A 16997-nucleotide genomic window follows, 5' to 3' on the forward strand; every position below is an offset into this window, starting at 1 on the left:
GGCACCCGCGTCACGTGCACCCGCATGGTCGTCCGTCAGCTGGAACCGGACGGGGTGGACCGCGTCCTCGCCGCGCCGGCCGAGCGTGTCTGGCGGCTGCGGGCCGACCCGCGGCAGCTCGAGCGCTGGTGGGGCCCGCCGAGCCGGCCCGCCGCGTTCACCGAGCACGAGCTCGTCCCCGGTGGCCGCGCAGGTGGACGCCCTGCTGGCCGCGGTCTGACCGGGCGCGGCTGGGCCGAGGGTCCCGGCGGGTCATGGGATGACCGGGTGGACCATGGCCCGGTGGACGTCACCCCGGTCGGCACCCGGCCCTCCCGCTCCCCCGGCGGCGCCTCGTGGTGAGGGTCCGCTCGCGCGCCGAGCACCCCGCCACGGGCGCCGCGCTCGCCGTCGTCGGCGGGTTCCTCGACGCGTACACGTTCGTCGCGCACGACGGGGTGTTCGCCAACGCCCAGACCGGCAACGTCGTGCTGGTCGCCGTCGCCTGGGCGCGCGGCGACGGTCCGCACGCCGCCCGGTACCTGCCGATCATCGCGACGTTCGTGCTCGGGCTGGTGGCGGCGGAGGTGCTCGCCGCGCACCGGCACCGCCGCTGGTTCCACGACCCCACGCGGCTGGTGCTCGGCACCGAGATCCTGGTGCTGCTGGCGGTCGCCGCGCTCCCCCGCACGGCGCCGCACCTCGTCACCACCTGCGCCGTGTCGTTCGTCGCGGCGCTCCAGGTCACGACGTTCCGCCTGGTGCGGGACACCAGCTACAGCACCACCATGACCACCGGCAACCTGCGCACGCTCGTGACGGCCGCCTACGAGTGGCTGACCGGCTACGACCCGGCGCAGCGGGCCGCCGTGGCGCGCCTGTCCGCCGTCGTGCTCGCGTTCGCGGCCGGGGCCGGGGCCGGTGCGCTCGCCAGCGGTCCCGACGCCCTCGGCACCCGGGCGACGGTCCTCGCGGCCGCCGTGCTCGCCGGGGTGCTGACCGCCGTCGAGACGCACACCCGGCGCCACCCGCACACCCTCGTGCCCGCGCCCGACCCCGGCAGGGCCGCGGCGCGGGTCGGAGCGCGCGCGGGCGACGGCGCGGACTGAGGCGGCGCGCGCCCGGGGCGCCCGATCGCGCCCGTGTGGGCGGGTGCCGGGGGGGCGGGTGTCGGTGGGCGGCGGCAGGATGGCGCCGTGCTGCTCGCCGACGTCGCCGCGACCTCCGCCGGCCTGGCCGCGACCCGTTCGCGACTGGCCAAGCGCGCCCTGCTCGTCGACCTGCTGCGGCGCACCGCTCCCGACGAGGTGCCCGTCGTGGCCCGGTACCTCGCGGGCGAGCTGCGCCAGCGTCGCACCGGCCTCGGGTGGCGCTCCCTGCGCGACCTGCCCGCCCCCGCGACCGCGTCGTCCCTCGAGGTGCTGGCCGTCGACGCGGCGTTCGAGCGCATGGCAGGCCTCGCCGGCCCCGGCTCCGGGGGTGCGCGCGCGGCACTGGCCGCCGACCTGTTCGGTGCCGCGACCGAGCCCGAGCAGCGGTTCCTCGCGGGCCTCGTCGCCGGCGAGGTCCGGCAGGGCGCGCTGGACGCCCTGCTGCTCGACGCCGTGGCCGAGGCCGCCGGCGTGCCGGCGCCGGTGGTCCGCCGGGCCGCGATGCTCGCCGGGGCCAGCGAGCCGGTCGCCGTGGCCGCGCTCGCCGCGCCCTCCCCGGAGGCCGCCCGCGCCGCGCTCGAGGGGGTGGGCCTGACGGTCGGGCGGCCGGTGCGCCCGATGCTCGCCGCCTCCGCACCGGACGTGGCGACCGCCGTGGCCGGCTTCGGCGGACGGCCGGTCGTCGTGGACGCCAAGCTCGACGGCATCCGGGTCCAGGTGCACCGCGACGGCGGCGCGGTCAGGGTGTTCACGCGCAGCCTCGACGACATCACCGCGCGCGTCCCGGAGGTGGTCGCCGCCGTGCGCGCGCTGCCGCTGCGGGCCGCGGTGCTGGACGGCGAGGCGCTCGCCCTCGACGCCACGGGACGTCCGCGCCCGTTCCAGGAGACCGCCGCCCGCAGCGCCACCCGCGACGCGGACCTCGCCGCGACCACCGAGCTGCGCCCGTTCTTCTTCGACCTGCTGCACCTCGACGGCCGCGACCTGCTCGACACCCCGCTGCGCGAGCGGCTCGCCGCCCTCGACACGGTGGCCGGCGGGCTCGTGGTCGAGCGGGTCGTCACCGACGACCCCGAGGTCGCCGGGCGGGCGTTCGCCGACTGGGTCGGCGCCGGCCAGGAGGGCGTCGTCGTGAAGGACGCGGACGCGCCGTACGAGGCCGGCCGTCGCGGCTCCGCGTGGGTCAAGGTCAAGCCCCGGCACACCCTCGACCTCGTCGTCCTCGCCGTCGAGCGCGGCTCGGGCCGGCGGGCGGGGTCCCTGTCGAACATCCACCTCGGCGCCCGTGACCCCGCCGGGGGCTTCGTCATGCTCGGCAAGACCTTCAAAGGCATGACGGACGAGATGCTGGCCTGGCAGACCGCACGGTTCCGCGAGCTGGAGGTCGCCGACGACGGCTGGACGGTGACCCTGCGCCCCGAGCAGGTCGTCGAGGTCGCGTTCGACGGCGTCCAGCGTTCACCCCGCTACCCCGGCGGCCTGGCGCTGCGGTTCGCGCGGGTGATCCGCTACCGCGACGACAAGCGCGCCGACGAGGCGGACACGATCGACACGGTCCGCGAGGCCCTCCCCGCACCGGGCCACGACCCGGCGCGCGAGCCCTGACAGCGCACGGCACGCCCGCACCCCTCCCGCACCGGCAGCCGCGCTCCCCCCACGCCCTCGTCCCGTTCGGAGGCTCCGAACGGGATCGGAGGGGTCTGCGCGGGATCGAGGTGGTCCGCGGAGCACCACGATCCCCCGTCGGAGCCTCCGACGGGGGAAGCGGGAGCACGGTGCGGGAGCAGGTTGGGACTCTCGTCCCTTTCGGGTTGGTGAAGACGGGGGTGCGGCGGCCGTGGGGCGCCGGTTCACCCCCGGCGAGCGGGTGGTGCGGGGCCGGCGATGTGCTCGCGCGCGGGAGGCTGGGGGTGTGGACCACCACCCCCGGTCCACAGGCCGCAAGGACGCGAGCCGTCCCTCTGCGGTGACCCGCCGGTGGCGCACCCCGCCACCTCGATCAGTGCAGGAGGACCCCGTGCACCCGGATCTGTACCTCATCGTCTACCGGCAGCAGGAGCGCGAGCTCGAGAGCCGCCTGGAGCACCGCCGCTCCCAGGCCGCCCGCGACGTGTCCCGTCCGCGGGCCGCGCGCCGCACGGCCGCGGCGTTCACCGCCCTGGCACCGCGACGGCGCCACGGGCTCGCCTGACCCACCCCGACCTCCGCCGCGGCGGGCCGGGGCCCCTCCCCTCGCCCGCCCGGCGCCCCGGACGATGACCGCTCGCACGACCCGGGCGCAGGATCTCGCGCGTCGCCGCGGGTCCCTGCCCGTCCGCGCCGGGGAACAGCACCGCGTCGCCGACCGGGCACGCGCCCCGTCCTACCGGCCCGCGGACGGAGGCGCGACCGCGGGCGGCGCCCCCGGGGCGAAGGCCGCACCCACCTGGTCGGCGAGCAGAGCGGCCACGCGCCGCTGCTCGACCGACGGCCGCGCGACCCGGGTCGCCGCACTCACGAGGAAACGGCCGTGCACGGTGCCCCCACCGGACACCTCGAGCTGCAGCAGGTCGTCGGTGGGCAGGCCCTGGCGGTCGACGTCGATGACCGCGCCTCGCCGCGTGACCGACCCGTCGCGCTCCAGCACCGTCGCGGACGCCGAGGGCCGACGACCCGGCTCGGCGACGACCGGCTCGTACCGGCAGTCGTCCGCGTCGAGCAGCTCCCGGACCTGGTCGGCCACCTGCACCGCGAGCAGGCCGGGGTCGGCGGGCCGCGCGGCGACGACGTCCGCGGTCCGCAGCACCCCGTCGAGGTAGCCGGAGCGTCGGCTCGCCCGCGCCTGCTGGCGGCGGCCCCAGAGCGCGATCTCGCTCACCGCCAGACCGGTCAGCAGCAGCAGGACGGTCGCCTCGACCTCCTCCGGCTCGGCGATCGTGAAGCTGAGGACCGGCTCCACGAGGAAGAAGTCGAACGACAGCCCGGCAGCGAGCGCCGCGACCACACCGGCAGCACGCAGCCCGGACGCGGATGCCGCGACCACGATGAGCACGAGGACCAGCACGGCGGTCACCGCGGTGACGTCCAGCAGGTGCATCCCGATCGCCGCGACGGGCGGCGCGAGCACGGCGAAGGCGAGCACCACCGAGCGCCGGGGCACCAGCTCCTGACCGCGCCCGGCGGCGGTCGCCGCCGCCCCGGTCGTCCCGGTCGTCCCGCTGGTCGTGGTCGTCCTGGTCGTCATGGTGGACCTCCTGTCACCGCGCCGGCCCCGTCGCGTGCCGGACGGCTGCGGCCGCCTGCCCCGGGGCACGGAGCCAGCACACACCCGCCCGGGACTGGCGACGGGCGCCCTCACGGATCCCGAACGGGAGCGCCGCCGATCCTCACGGATCGCTGACGGCGGGCCGCGCCGCGGCGTGCGCCGACACCCGATCTGTCTGTGTCATCATGATGTTTCGTCAGCGCTCTGCTGATACAGCTCTCGTCCGAGCCCGCACCCGAGGAGCACCCATGCCCGGCGCCCGCCTCGCCGCGCGTCGCAGGAACGGCCCGGCCGACGCAGCGCGCACGGAGACACGCGCGGCGACCTCCAGCGGGGCGTGGACCGCGGGCAGCCAGGCCGCGACCATGGTCGTCAACGCCGCGCTGTCGATCCTGCTCGCCCGCGCGCTGGGCGCCACCGAGCTCGGCCTCGACACCGACGCGATCGCTCTCGCCTCCATCGGGCAGACCGTCATGACCGGGGGGCTCAACGGGCCGGCGGTGCGCGTGCTCAGCAGCGAGCGCGCCGCCGACGCGACGCTGACCGCCCTGGTCCTCATCCGCGACGCGTTCGCGCTGGTCGGCCCGGCCGTCGTCACCGCGGTCGCGTTCCTCGCCGGCGGCGGCCGCGAGGGCGTGCTGACCCTGGTCGCCGCCTCGGCGTTGGTGGGGCGCGCGCTGGAGGCCCCCGAGATGTGGTCCGCCTCCGTGCTGCGCCACGTCAAGGCCGACGAGGTGTTCGTCGCGCGGCTCGGCGGGGACCCGGTCTCCGCGGCGACCACCGAGCCGGTCGGCGCGCTCGGCCGCGACCCCGGCCAGGACCACGCGCTGGGCCGACCGGTGCCGACGCACGACGTCGACCTCCTCACCCGGGCGGGTGCGCCGGCCGTGCCCGATCCCCCTGCCCGACCCCGTCTCCGGCGGCGAGGCCGCGTGAGCGGACCACGGCCGCACCGCTGTCGGCCTCCTCGTCCGGCAGTGGACGCGCGGCGCCCGGCCCGTCCCCGACCACCCACTCGTCCCGGGAGGACCCCTTGGACCTGCACGACCTCATCGCGCTCCTGCGCACCCGATGGCCCTGGATCCTCGCGACCGCGCTGCTGGGCATCAGCGCCGGCGCGGCGCTCGCGCTCACCGCGACGCCTCTCTACGAGGCCAGGACCCAGGTCTTCGTCTCGGTGCGCAACGGCGTGACAGCGGCCGACCTGTGGCAGGGCTCGAGCTTCACACAGCAGCAGATCGCCTCCTACACCCAGACCGTGACGTCGCCGCTGGTGCTGCAGCCCGTCGCCGACCGCCTCGAGGGGACCGACGCGGCGGCACTCGCTGAGCAGATCTCGGCCTCCTCCCCCGCCGACACGGTGCTCATCAACATCGCGGTCTCCGACGCCGACCCCGCGCGGGCAGCGGAGATCGCCAACCTCACCGCGCAGAGCTTCGCAACGGTGGTCGGCGAGCTCGAGACCCCGGACGGCAGCGCCACGTCGCCCGTGCGCGTGTCGGTCGTGCGGCCGGCCGCTGCGCCGCTCTCGCCGGCGTCGCCGAGCCTGCGACTCAACCTCGTCCTCGGGTTCGCGCTCGGCACGGCGGGCGGCCTCGCACTCGCCTTCCTGCGGCACAGCCTCGACACGCGCGTGCGCGACGAGCGGGACGTCGCGACGGTGACGTCCGCGAGCGTGCTCGGTGCCGTCGCCGACCACCCGGGGCTCGGCCAGCGCACGCTGACGTCGCGCGACGCGGACGGCGCGCCCGCCGAGGCGTACCGTCGGCTGCGCACCAACCTGCAGTTCGCGCGCTCGGTCGCCGAGGCGCGCACACTCCTCGTGACGTCGGCGCTCGAGGGCGAGGGCAAGTCGACGACCGCGATGAACCTCGCGCTCGCGATCGCCGAGGCGGGCTCACGTGTCGTGCTGGTCGACGCCGACCTGCGCCGACCCTCGCTCGCGCGGGCGCTCACGCTCGAGGGCATCGCCGGGCTCACCACCGTCCTCGTCGGCCGCGCGCGGCTCGAGGACGTCGTCCAGCGCTGGGGAACGACCCTGCTCGACGTCCTGCCGTCCGGCGAGCGCCCGCCGAACCCGTCCGAGCTGCTCGGTTCCGACGCGATGCGCGCAACCCTCAGGCAGCTCGCGCTGCGTTACGACGTCATCATCATCGACAGCTCGCCGCTGCTACCCGTGACGGATGCGGCCGTGCTCTCGACGCTCGCGGACGGCACCATTCTCGTCGCGGGCTGCGACCGCGTGCACCGCGGCCAGCTCCGTGCCGCGGTGAGCTCGCTCGCCCACGTCGACTCGGCGTTGCTCGGCATCGTCCTCAACCGCGTCGCACGCCAGGACGCCGACCCCTACGGGTACGGGTACGGGTACGGGTACGGGTACGGGTACGGCTACGTGCACGGCGCGAGCACCGAGGTGGCGGACCTCGGCCGGCACCGCGGCTCCCGGGGGTCGCGGCGCGGCTCGCGCGCGCCGCGCCCGCCCCGGGGCGCCCCCGCCGGGCCGGCTGCCGCCGTGCCCACGGCCCGGACACGAGCGGTGGGCCGATGAGCCACCGCGCCGGCCGCTGGTCGACCGCGACCGCGAGGCGCGGGACGTGGACAGCCACGGGGTCGGACGACGCCGTGGGCCGGATGGGCCGCATCCTCCTCGTGTGCACGGGCGCGGTGTGTCGCTCGCCCGCCGCCGCGAGCCTCCTGCGGGCGGCTCTTGCCGGCCAGGCCGTGACGGTGCGTGCCGTCGGGACCCGGGCGCTGGCCGGGGCGCCGATGGATCCGCGCACGCTCGCGGCGCTGCCCCCCGGCAGCCCGGGTGCTCGCGAGCACGTCGCGCACCAGCTCGTCGCCGCGGACGTCGCAGGTGCCGACCTCGTCCTCGGCTTGACCACCGAGCACCGCGCGGCGGCGGTCCTCCTCGTGCCCGCCGCCGTGCGTCGCAGCTTCACGCTCCTCGAGCTCGCCCGCCTCGTCGGTGCGACGCACCCGGCGGCCCCACGCCTGGAGGACCCGGACGCGATGCCGGGCCGGCTCGCTGACCTCTGCGCCCGGGCCGTCGCCGCGCGGCCGCTGGCGGCCGGGGGCCCTGACGACGTCCCGGACCCCGTCGCCGAGCCGGCGGCGGCGCACGTCGAGACCGTGGCCCGCATCGCCGAGGCGGTCCGCTCGATCGCCGCCGCGCTCGCTGTGCCGCCCCACGGGGCCGAGCACCTGAGCCGCGCCACCCGTCCGGACCGCCGAGGCATCCGGGACGCCCAGCCTCTGACCCGAGCAGGCCTGCACCCGTGACTGCCCCACCCCGTCGACCGAGGAGCGCCCGATGAGCGTCGGCGTCACCCTGTGCACGTACAACGGCGCGGCCCACGTGGACGCGCAGGTCGCCTCCCTCCTGCGCCAGCGCGTCCCGCTCGACGAGCTCATCGTCGCGGACGACGGCTCGACGGACGGCACGCTCGACCGGGTCCGTCGGCACGCCGCCGCCGCGCCCGCGGAGCGCCGCCCCGCGCTGACCGTGCTCGAGCCCGCCGCCGAGCGTCTGGGCGTTCGGGGCAATGTCGAGCGCGCGCTCGCCGCGAGCACGGCGGACGTCGTCCTGCTCGCCGATCAGGACGACGTGTGGCACGAGGACAAGGTCGAGGCGGCCCTCACGGTCCTCCGCGACGACCCGACCGCGCAGGTCGTCGGCGGCAACGCGGTGATCTGGCGGCCCGGGACCGACGACGAGCGCGGCACCACCCTCTTCGCGACCCTGCACGTCGGCGAGCGCGAGCTGGCCACGCTCGGCGGCCCGGACGCCTTCGCCGCCGCCGTGCGCCGCAACGTCGTACCGGGCATGACGATGGCGATCCGGCGGGAGTTCCTCGCGCTCGCCCTGCCCCTGCCGCCGAGCTGGACGCACGACGGCTGGCTCGTCACGCTCGCCGCGGCCCGCGGCGTGCTGCGCGTCGACCCGACGCCGCGCGTCGACTACCGCATGCACGGCAGCAACGTCGTCGGCGTGGCGCGCCGCACCTCGGCCTACTACCTGCGCCGGCTCACCGACTCCCCCCGGACCGCGCGCCGCAACGTCGCACGCAGCGAGGAGCTCCTCGCGCGGCTCGCGCTCGCACAGGAACCCGGCGAGGACCCTCGCCTCGCGGATGCCGTCCGTCTGGCCGGCGCGAAGCTCGCGTTCGAGCGTGCCAGGGCCGCCTACCCCGCCACCCGCGCACTGCGGCTGCCCGCGGTCGCACGTCAGCTGGCCTCGGCCCGGTACGCGCGGCTCTCGCCCAACGGCGCGGCCGACGCGCTGCGCGACCTCACCCTGCGAGGGACGGTATGACCGCCCGCCGCCTGCCCGCGACCAGCCCTGACGATGCGATCTTCTTCTGGCTCGTGCTCCTCGTCGCCCTCACCGGGGTCGCCACGGGCGCCACGCACTTCGCCGGGGCGCCGCACCGCAACCTCGACGCGTACGACCAGGCCGCCCGGTCGCTCGGCGCGCAGCTGGCCGGCCAGGCGGCGACGGTCGGAGCCGTGCTCGTCGCGGTACGGGTCCTCGTGCGCGGCGGCGCCCGGCCGGTCGGCGACATCCTCCCGCTCCTCCTGCTGCTGGGTGCCGTCGGCGTGCCGGCCGTCCAGGAGCTCGCCCGGCCGGGCTCGGACCCGACGTGGCTGGTCAGTGCCGCGATCGCGATGCTCGTGCTCGTCGCGGTGTGGACGCTGAGCCCGAGTCGCCGCTGGTGGGGGCTGTTCGGCGCCGTGCTGCTGCTCGCGCCCGCGCTCAGCCTCGTCTACGGCCTGGTCCGCGGTGGCCCCGCGTTCTACCCGGACGTCGCCGGCGGCACCGGCACCTCGGAGAAGGCGCTCATCGGGCACGACCTGCTCGCCGGCGTCTTCGGCCACTCCAACACCCTCGGCATCTACGCCGCCCTCGCCATCCCGTTCGTCGCCCGCATCCGCCCGCTGCGCTGGGCGTGGCTCGGCACGGCCGTGGGCGGCGGAGCCCTGGTGTGGAGCTCGAGCCGCACGGCGCTCATCGCTACGGGGGTCGGGCTCGTCTTCGTCGTCCTGCCCCACGTGCTGCCGCGTCGCCCCGGGCGCGGCTGGCGGGCCACGTGGGCGGTGGCGACGCTCGTCGTGGCCGTCGGGGTCCCGCTCGGCTCGTGGCCGGTCACCGCGTTCTCCGGGCGTGCCGGCATCTGGGCCGCGTCCCTGCGCGCGGCGGAGCCGCACGCCCTCACCGGACTCGGCCGCGAGTGGTTCGCCGAGACGGCCGGCAACCGCACGGGCCTGACCGACCAGGCCGCGTCGGCGCACAACCTCGTCCTGCAGTGGCTCGTCACGGGCGGGGTCCTCGCGCTCGTCACCGGCCTCCTCCTGCTCGTCCTCCTCGTGCGACGGGCGTCCCGCGCACCCGACCTCACGCCGACGTGGTTCGTGGTCGTCCTCCTCGCGATCGGCACCCTGGAGTCCCCGATGGTCGAGAGTCCCCGGCAGGAGCTCTTCCTGCCCGTCGTCGTCGGCATGGCGGTGGTGCTGCGGGCGTGCACGGCCGTCGCCGGCAGGCGTACCGCGGCCGCCGGCCCCGCGCCCGGCGTGGCCCGGCCCGTAGCCTCCGCGGGCACCCGCAGGAAGGGGGTCGGGCCGTGAGGGTGGTCGTCGTCCTGCCGGGCATCGCCGCCGCGCCCACCGGCGGCTACGCCGTCGCGTACCGGTACGTCAACGCACTCGCCGCGGCCGGGCACGAGGTGACCGTGCTGCACGCCCGCACCCGCAAGCCCGGCGACCACCCGGACCTCGGGCTGCGCCGGGTCGCGTACGCGGCGCGCCGGCACGCGGGCCCGACGTGGTTCCGTCTGCACGCGGCGGTCCGCGTGCACAACACGGCACGCCTCGTGCCGGACGCGATCCCCGCCGCGGGCGTCCTCATCGCCACCGGCGTGCGCACCGCCCCCGCGGTCGCCGAGGCCGTGGCCAGGACGGGCGCGAGGGGGATCTACCTCGTCCAGCACGTCGAGACGTTCGTCGCGACCGAGGAGGAGGTCGTCGCGAGCTGGCGCCTGCCGCTGGAGAAGGTCGTCGTCTCGGGCTGGCTGCACGACGTGCTCGCCGGGGCCGGCGTGCCGAGCGTCCTCGTCCCCAACGGGGTCGACCGGCACGTGTTCAGGCCCGGGCGCCACCCCGAGGTCCCCGGCGTGCTGGCGATGGTCTCGACCCAGCGGTGGAAGCGCACCGACCTGGTCTGCGAGGTCTACCGGGCGGTCGCGGCCTCCGAGCCCGGGGTGCGCCTCACGACGTTCGGCACAGGGGTACGGCCCGACGGGTTGCCCGCCTCCGCCGTGCACGTGCGCAACCCGCAGCGTGCCGACCTCGCCGACCTCTACCGCGCGAGCTCGCTGTACGTGTGCGCGAGCGACGACGAGGGCTTCGGCCTGCCCGTCGCCGAGGCGATGTCCTGCGGCGCGGCCGTCGTGTCCACAGACATCGCCGGCGTGCGCTCGTTCGCGCTCGACGCTCCGCGGTACGCGCCGGCCGGTGACGGTCCGGGCCTCACCGCCGCCGTCCTCGGACTCCTCGCCGACCCGATCGCCCTCTCGTCCGCCCGGGCCCGGTCACGCGAGGTCGCCACCGGCCTCGACGCCGCCGAGTCCGCGCGTCGGTTCGTCGCGCTCGTCGACCGGAGTGCCCGTGTCGCGGGCTGAGCGGGCCGCGGCGTCGGGTCACGCACCGGGCGCTGGTCGGCGGGGCGCCGCTCGCGTGCTCGTGGGGAGGCTGCTCGGCTTCGGGTCCTTGTCGGTGCTCGGCTCGGCGTCGGCGCTTCTCGTCCTGCCGCTGCTGTCCCGGAGCGCGGGGCAGGAGGGCTGGGTCGCGTTCGGGACGGGTCAGGCGATCGGCACGCTCGCGGCCGCCGTCGTCATGCTCGGCTGGAACCTCGTCGGGCAGGCGGAGGTCGCCGTCGCCGCACCGGCCGGTCGCCCGGCGGTGCTCGCCCGCAGCCTCCGGGTGCGTCTGCCCCTCGTCCTCGCGTGCAGCCCGCTCGCAGGCGTGCTCGCCGCGGCCCTCGTCCCGGGCAGCCACGCGCTCGCGGCGACGACGGCCGCCGCGACCACCACCACGGGCCTCGCCGTCGGCTGGTACTGCATCGGCGAGGGATCGGCCCGCCGGCTCCTGGTCTTCGAGGCCGGACCCAAGCTGGTCGCCGCGCTGGCCTCGGCGGTCGCGCTGGCCCTCGGCGCGTCGCCGCAGGTCTACCCCGTGACGCTCACGGCCGTCCAGCTGATCGCGGTCGCCCGGCTCGCGCACACCGTGCTGCGCGGCACCGGCGAACCGGTGGTGGCGTCGCCGCGCCGGTGGTGGTCGGAGGTCGCCCTCGCCTGGCAGGGCAGCGCCTCGGTGCTGCTCGGCACCGTCGCCGCGACGTTGCCCGTGCCGCTCGCCACGGCGTTCGCCGGTGCGGCGGGCGGGGCGGGCGCGGCGGGCTTCGTCTCGGCCGACCGGCTCTACCGGTACGCGCTGCTCGTCGTCGTGGGCCTCGGCAACGCGCTCGCCGCCTGGTGCGCGGGCTCGCCACGCCGGGTCGAGGTGGGGCGCCGGCTGCACCTCCTGCTCGGCCTGGTCGGCGGTGCCGCTCTCGCCACCCTCGGCCCGGCCGTCAGCGGCCTGCTCTTCGGCGAGCACGTGCGCGCAGACCCGGTCGTGCTCGCCTGGCAGTCGCTCGCGTTCCTCGCGCTCGGCGTCTCCACCCCGCTCGTCCGCATGGTCTTCGGCTTCGCCGACCACTGGCGCCCGGTCCTCGCCTCGACGGTCGCGAGCGCGGGCCTCGGCACCCTGGCCATGGTCGGCGGTGGCCTCCTCACCGGCGCTACCGGCGTCGCGGCCGGGCTCGCGGCCGGCGAGGTCGTCGGGGCCGGCACGCTCCTGGCGCTGCGTCACCGCCCGTCCCCGGCCGGACGCCCTCCTCTTCCCACCGCACCACCGGCACGGACCGTGCCTTCGGAGGTCGAAAGACGATGACACCCACCCACGTCGTGCACGTCGACCACAGCGGACGCCCGGGCGGCGGGCAGCTCGGGCTGGCCCGCTACCTGGAGCAGCCGAGCGACCTGCGCCGCTCGGCGGTGTTCCTCGCGGGCGGGCCGGTCGCCGACCGCGTCGCGGACCGCGCGGACGGTGCGGACGACGGCGGTGCCGCGGTGCGCGCGGTGCTGCCGCCCGGCGGCACGGACCTCGGCCCCGGCGAGCTGCGCGACCACCTCGAGCGGCTGCGACCCGACCTGGTCGTCTGCAACTCCATGCGCGCGGCGGTCGCGGTGCACACGTCGGGCTTCCGGTCGGCGCCGCGCGTCACCTACGTGCGCCAGCACCTCACGCGGGACGCCGTCGGCCCGGTCAAGGCCGTGCTCTACCGGGCGATCATGGTCCGTTCGGACGGCTTCCTCGCCAACAGCAGGTGGACCGCGGACCAGCTGCCGCGGGTCGCGGCGCGCCGCCCGGTGGAGATCGCGTTCCCCGTCTCGGGGCTCACGCGCGGGTCGGTCCGGCCCCTGCGTGCGGTGGCGCCCGGCGGGCGCGGCAGACCCGTCCGGCTCGCCGCCGTCGGCCGGTTCCAGGAGTGGAAGGGCCAGGACATCGCCATCGAGGCCGTGCGGGTGCTGCGCGAGCGCCTCGACGTCGACATCGAGCTGCACCTCCTGGGTGGTCCGCACCCGGGCTCGGAGGCGTACCTCGAGCGGTGCCACCGGCTCGCGGCCGCCGCTGGCGTGCCGGTCGTCTTCCGCGGCCACGTCGGCGACGTCGCCGCCGAGCTGGCCGAGGTCGACGTCGTGCTGCACACGCCACGCGAGCCGGAGCCGTTCGGCCAGGTGCTGGTCCAGGCACTGGCCGCGGGTTGCCAGGTCGTCTCCACGTCGGGCGGCGGCGCGGCCGAGATCCTGCGCGTCGCGCGCAGCGGCACCGCCCTGCGCGCGCCGGACCCCGAGGCCGTCGCGGACGCCGTGGCCCGCCTCCTCGCGCCGGGCCGGCCGGCCGGCACGGCACAGGCGGAGCCGGCGTGCGCCGACCTCGACGCGTTCCTCGACGACGCGACCGCCCGCGGCCTCGACGAGGCCCAGGAGCGCCTGCTCCTCGCGCTCGGCCGCGGCATGCCACGGTCCCGATCGCGAGGCCTCGGTCGAGGCGTGCGGAGGACGTCGTGAGCCGCGGCGTGCTGGTCCACGAGTGGGTGGCCCGGCGCGGCGGGTCGGAGCTCGTCCTCGACGCGATGGCGAGCGCCTTGCCCGGCCTCGACCTGCACTGCCTGTGGACCGACGCGCCCGGCCGCTACCCCGGACGCGACGTGCACGAGACGTGGCTCGCCCGCACGCCCCTCCGCCGGTCGAAGGCGGCCGCACTCCCCCTGCTGCCCGCCACCTGGCGCCGGCGACCGGGCGCCTACGACTGGGCGCTGGTCAGCTCGCACCTCTTCGCGCACCACGTGCGGTTCACCGACCAGCCGGCGGACTTCCGCAAGTACGTCTACGTGCACAGCCCCGCGCGCTACCTCTGGGAGCCGTCGCTCGACCGACGCGGCGACCGCCCGTGGGTGCGGGCGATGGCCGTCCCGTTCCGCGCGCTCGACAGGCACCGCGCCGGCGAGCCGGCCGAGCTCGCCGCGAACAGCGCGTTCGTCGCGGACCGGATCCGCACGCACTGGGACCGCGAGGCACGAGTGATCCATCCGCCCGTCGACGTCGACCGAGTCACCGCGACGCTCGCGGAGACGGGGGCGACGGGAGCCGGGCCCGACGGCCACCCCGCGGACCGACCGGGCGCGGTGGCCGCGGCGACGGCCGGCCCGGCGCAGCCCCTCACGCCGGACGAGTGGGCGCTCCTCGACCGCCTCGGCGACGGGTTCCTGCTCGGCGCGTCGCGGTTCGTCGCCTACAAGCGGCTCGATCTCGTCATCGCGACGGGAGAGGAGCTCGGGCTCCCCGTCGTCATCGCGGGCTCGGGCCCTGAGCGGGCCCGGCTGGTCGAGCTCGCCGAGCGGGCGAGCGTCCCGGTGCACCTCGTCGACGGTCCGTCGGACGGCCTCATGTACGCGCTCTTCGCGCGCGCGGTCGCCCTCGTCTTCCCGGGCATCGAGGACTTCGGCATCCTCCCCGTCGAGGTCCTCGCCGCGGGCACACCCGTGGTCGTCGGCCCGGTGGGGGGCGCACGGGAGATCGTCGAGCCCGCGCTCCCGGGCGCGGTCGCGCCCACCGACCGGCCCGTGGACCTCGCGGCGGCGGTCCGCGCGGTCGCGGGCGCCGACCCCGCGACATGCGTCGCGCGCGCGCGGGACTTCGCGCTCCCCGTCTTCCACCGCGAGCTGCTGTCCTGGCTCGCGCCCGTGCTGTGACCGGCTCGCCCGGGCCGTCCCCCGGGTCTGCGGCCGTCGGGTCTGCGGCCGTCGGGTCGTCGCTCACCAGGTCGTCGGCCTGTGGCCCGACCACGAACCTGCCGACCGCACCGCCCCGCACGCGCCTCGCGTCGCTGACGAGCCTGCGCGCGGTCGCCGCGCTGCTCGTCTTCGGCTTCCACGTCAACCTCGCTCCGCTCGCGGCGCTGACGGCCCAGGGGCGGCTCGGCGTCTCGTTCTTCTTCGTGCTCTCCGGCATGCTGCTGGGACTCTCCTGGACGTCGGGCACCTCCGCGCGCACCTTCTGGCGCCGCCGTGCGGCACGGCTCTACCCCGCCTACCTCGTGGCGATGCTCGCCGGGCTGGTCGTCTCGCACGTCCTCGGCACGGAGCTCGGCCGCCCCGGCGCCGACGTGCTCGCGCTGCTCCTCGTCCAGTCGTGGGTGCCCGACGCGCGCGTCTACTACGTGTGGAACCCCGTCGCGTGGTCGCTGAGCACCGAGGCGTTCTTCTACCTGCTCTTCCCGCTGCTCGCCCCGCTCGTCCTGCGCCTCCGCACGGGGGCCACCCGGGGGCTCCGGCTCGCGTGCGTCGGGGTCGTCGTCGCCCTCGGCACCTGGGCCTCGCTCGCGCTGCCGACCACGTTCGCGCAGCCCAACTCCGTGACGGCGTGGGCGGTGTACGTCGCGCCGATCTCCCGCCTGCCGGAGTTCGTCCTCGGGCTCACCCTCGTCGCAGCGGTGCGCGGGCGGCGGGTGCCTGTCCCGCGCTGGGTCGCGGCCATCGTCGTCCTCGCCGCGTACCTCGTCGCCGGGCTCGACCCGACCGGGCTCGGGATCGCCGCGGTCACCGTCGTGCCGATCGCGGTGCTCCTCGTGGTGAGCGCGCAGGCCGATGCCGCGGGCGAGCGCTCGGTCCTGCACAACCCCGCGCTCGTCCTCGCGGGCGAGGCGAGCTACTGCTTCTACCTCGTGCACCACCTCGTCATCCGCCTGATCGGGCACCTCCTGCCGGCCGGCGCCCCGCCGGGCACCGGGCCCGCGCTGTGCCTCGTCGTCTCGGCCGGCCTCGCGTGGCTCCTCCACACGCGCGTCGAGGTCCCCCTCGAGCGGCGCCTCGGCGGCCGCCACGCAGCGGCGCGACGTCGGTCCGAGAGCCCGGCGCAGGAAGGCCCCGCGCACGGCGATCGCCGCGCGGTCGAGCACGCCCGCTGACCCGGAGCTCTCAGGGGCAGAGCGTTCCGCAGGCGAGACGAGTGCTCCTCAGCTGCGATGATCCGGCTTGCCGAAGGCCGGATCAGCACGGTTCGACGAGCACCTTCCAGGTGACGAAGACGACCGGGTTCTCCCCGCGGTCGGCCGTCGCGCGAGGAGTGGGTCGAGGCCGGTCAGGCCGGCGGTGTGCTGCTGACCTCGACGGTCCGCGCCGCGGGTCGTCCCGCCCCCGGGGGCGAGGGCAGGTCGGCCGTCGCCGCCGACCTCGCGCTCGCCCTCACGGAGGCCGGGTCGAGGTCCTCGAGCTCGCGCCCGGCAGCGTCCGACGCACCTTCACGCTGCTCGAGCTGGCGCGTCGGGTCGCGGAGGTCGAGCCGGCGGTCGCGCGGATCGCGGAGGCCGTCCGTGCTCCGTCCCGTCCCGCGCGGGGTCGGCCGCTCAGCGGTCGTCCGGCGGGCTGCTGAGCGCCCGCACCGCCCGCTCGAGGCGCGTCGCCCGGACCGCGTCCCCGGGCGCCGTCATGAGCGGGTGCAGCACGGAGTACCGCTGCTGACGGCCCAGCGCGTCGAACCGGGCCCGGGCGCCCGGCACGGCGTCCAGCGCCGCGAGCAGGTCGGCCGGCACCTCGGCGGACGCCTGTCCGGCGTACGCGCGTTCCCAGCGCCCGTCCGCGCGCGCCCTGTCGACCTCGGCCTGGCCGCGCTCCCGCAGCCGCCCCTCCGCCACGAGGCGCGCCACGTGCTCCACGTTCCGCTGCGACCACAGGGAGCGCGCGCGCCGGGGCACGAACCGCTGGAGGAACGTCGCGGCGTCGCCCCCGCGCCGCTGGCCGTCGATCCAGCCGCTGCAGAGCGCCTCGTCGAGCGCCTCCGCGTACGTCAGCGACGTCGGGTCGACGACCCCCTTCCTGGCGAGCACCAGCCAGACCCCGTCGGAGTCGTCCTCGTGCGCGTCCAGCCACGTCCGCCACGCGGCGACGTCGGGAACGGTCAGCGTGGGGGGCGGGCCGGCGGGGGCCGGACGTCCGGGTGGTGCGGGCGTCGTCGCGGGCACGG

The 16997-nt window shown here is 77.0% G+C and carries 16 protein-coding genes; 14 read left to right on the top strand and 2 right to left on the bottom strand.

Annotated elements, in window-relative coordinates:
* Nucleotides 1–24 precede the first annotated feature (24 nt).
* The 4 genes from K5O09_RS19255 (at nt 25) to K5O09_RS13690 (ending at nt 3321) form a co-directional block, all read left to right on the top strand.
* Nucleotides 25–342, top strand: a complete 318-nt coding sequence (locus tag K5O09_RS19255; RefSeq protein WP_255596428.1) for a hypothetical protein — start codon at nt 25–27, stop codon at nt 340–342.
* Nucleotides 339–1088 (top strand): YoaK family protein, encoded by a 750-nt coding sequence (locus tag K5O09_RS13680; RefSeq protein ID WP_222170046.1) that lies wholly within the window; start codon nt 339–341, stop codon nt 1086–1088. Before K5O09_RS19255 ends, K5O09_RS13680 begins: the two co-directional genes overlap by 4 nt.
* A gap of 87 nt (nt 1089–1175) precedes the next feature.
* Nucleotides 1176–2735: an ATP-dependent DNA ligase gene (locus K5O09_RS13685; protein ID WP_222170047.1), complete on the top strand. Its 1560-nt coding sequence runs from the start codon at nt 1176–1178 to the stop codon at nt 2733–2735.
* A 412-nt stretch (nt 2736–3147) separates the two neighbouring features.
* A complete protein-coding gene (locus K5O09_RS13690) occupies nt 3148–3321 on the top strand; it encodes a hypothetical protein (protein WP_222170048.1) in 174 nt (57 codons plus the stop codon).
* A 171-nt stretch (nt 3322–3492) separates the two neighbouring features.
* Here the strand turns inward: K5O09_RS13690 and K5O09_RS13695 are convergent, their stop codons facing one another.
* The gene (locus tag K5O09_RS13695; RefSeq protein ID WP_222170049.1) at nt 3493–4353 is read right to left on the bottom strand and encodes a DUF4118 domain-containing protein; all 861 of its coding nucleotides are present in this window, start codon (nt 4351–4353) and stop codon (nt 3493–3495) included.
* A 269-nt stretch (nt 4354–4622) separates the two neighbouring features.
* Here K5O09_RS13695 and K5O09_RS19260 point away from each other — a divergent pair, with 269 nt between their 5' ends.
* The 10 genes from K5O09_RS19260 to K5O09_RS13740 are packed head-to-tail and all read left to right on the top strand — an operon-like array spanning nt 4623 to nt 15942.
* Nucleotides 4623–5567 (top strand): lipopolysaccharide biosynthesis protein, encoded by a 945-nt coding sequence (locus tag K5O09_RS19260; protein WP_255595482.1) that lies wholly within the window; start codon nt 4623–4625, stop codon nt 5565–5567.
* Nucleotides 5456–6922, top strand: coding sequence for a polysaccharide biosynthesis tyrosine autokinase (locus K5O09_RS13700; protein ID WP_255596376.1), 1467 nt, complete (start codon nt 5456–5458; stop codon nt 6920–6922). The genes K5O09_RS19260 and K5O09_RS13700 overlap by 112 nt, the downstream gene beginning before the upstream one ends.
* Nucleotides 6919–7656, top strand: coding sequence for a low molecular weight phosphatase family protein (locus tag K5O09_RS13705; protein WP_255595495.1), 738 nt, complete (start codon nt 6919–6921; stop codon nt 7654–7656). Before K5O09_RS13700 ends, K5O09_RS13705 begins: the two co-directional genes overlap by 4 nt.
* A 31-nt stretch (nt 7657–7687) precedes the next feature.
* Complete coding sequence (locus K5O09_RS13710; RefSeq protein ID WP_222170051.1) at nt 7688–8689, top strand: glycosyltransferase; 1002 nt, start codon at nt 7688–7690, stop codon at nt 8687–8689.
* Nucleotides 8686–9999: an O-antigen ligase gene (locus K5O09_RS13715; protein ID WP_222170052.1), complete on the top strand. Its 1314-nt coding sequence runs from the start codon at nt 8686–8688 to the stop codon at nt 9997–9999. Before K5O09_RS13710 ends, K5O09_RS13715 begins: the two co-directional genes overlap by 4 nt.
* On the top strand, nt 9996–11051 hold the full coding sequence (locus K5O09_RS13720; RefSeq protein ID WP_222170053.1) for a glycosyltransferase family 4 protein: 1056 nt from the start codon (nt 9996–9998) through the stop codon (nt 11049–11051). Before K5O09_RS13715 ends, K5O09_RS13720 begins: the two co-directional genes overlap by 4 nt.
* Before the next feature lie 55 nt (nt 11052–11106).
* The gene (locus K5O09_RS13725) at nt 11107–12363 is read left to right on the top strand and encodes a hypothetical protein (protein WP_222170054.1); all 1257 of its coding nucleotides are present in this window, start codon (nt 11107–11109) and stop codon (nt 12361–12363) included.
* Nucleotides 12360–13544, top strand: coding sequence for a glycosyltransferase family 4 protein (locus tag K5O09_RS13730; protein WP_222170055.1), 1185 nt, complete (start codon nt 12360–12362; stop codon nt 13542–13544). Before K5O09_RS13725 ends, K5O09_RS13730 begins: the two co-directional genes overlap by 4 nt.
* Nucleotides 13541–14728 carry a glycosyltransferase gene (locus tag K5O09_RS13735; protein WP_255595497.1) on the top strand — a complete coding sequence of 396 codons (1188 nt, stop codon included), beginning with the start codon at nt 13541–13543 and terminating at the stop codon, nt 14726–14728. Before K5O09_RS13730 ends, K5O09_RS13735 begins: the two co-directional genes overlap by 4 nt.
* Entirely contained in the window at nt 14725–15942 is a 1218-nt protein-coding gene (locus tag K5O09_RS13740) for an acyltransferase (RefSeq protein WP_222170056.1), read from the top strand. The genes K5O09_RS13735 and K5O09_RS13740 overlap by 4 nt, the downstream gene beginning before the upstream one ends.
* Nucleotides 15943–16380: 438 nt before the next feature.
* On the opposite strand, the gene K5O09_RS13745 is transcribed toward K5O09_RS13740, so the two are convergent.
* On the bottom strand, nt 16381–16995 hold the full coding sequence (locus K5O09_RS13745; protein ID WP_222170057.1) for a YdeI family protein: 615 nt from the start codon (nt 16993–16995) through the stop codon (nt 16381–16383).
* Nucleotides 16996–16997 lie beyond the last annotated feature (2 nt).

Origin of the sequence: Cellulomonas sp. C5510, assembly GCF_019797765.1 — a bacterium.
Classification (GTDB): domain Bacteria; phylum Actinomycetota; class Actinomycetes; order Actinomycetales; family Cellulomonadaceae; genus Cellulomonas.

What these genes read in the sequence shown, in the direction of transcription:
- K5O09_RS19255 (WP_255596428.1), top strand. Translation starts at nt 25, where the DNA reads ATGGTCGTCCGTCAGCTGGAACCGGACGGGGTGGACCGCGTCCTCGCC.
- K5O09_RS13695 (WP_222170049.1), bottom strand. Translation starts at nt 4,353, where the DNA reads ATGACGACCAGGACGACCACGACCAGCGGGACGACCGGGACGACCGGG.
- K5O09_RS19260 (WP_255595482.1), top strand. Translation starts at nt 4,623, where the DNA reads ATGCCCGGCGCCCGCCTCGCCGCGCGTCGCAGGAACGGCCCGGCCGAC.
- K5O09_RS13705 (WP_255595495.1), top strand. Translation starts at nt 6,919, where the DNA reads ATGAGCCACCGCGCCGGCCGCTGGTCGACCGCGACCGCGAGGCGCGGG.
- K5O09_RS13710 (WP_222170051.1), top strand. Translation starts at nt 7,688, where the DNA reads ATGAGCGTCGGCGTCACCCTGTGCACGTACAACGGCGCGGCCCACGTG.
- K5O09_RS13715 (WP_222170052.1), top strand. Translation starts at nt 8,686, where the DNA reads ATGACCGCCCGCCGCCTGCCCGCGACCAGCCCTGACGATGCGATCTTC.
- K5O09_RS13730 (WP_222170055.1), top strand. Translation starts at nt 12,360, where the DNA reads ATGACACCCACCCACGTCGTGCACGTCGACCACAGCGGACGCCCGGGC.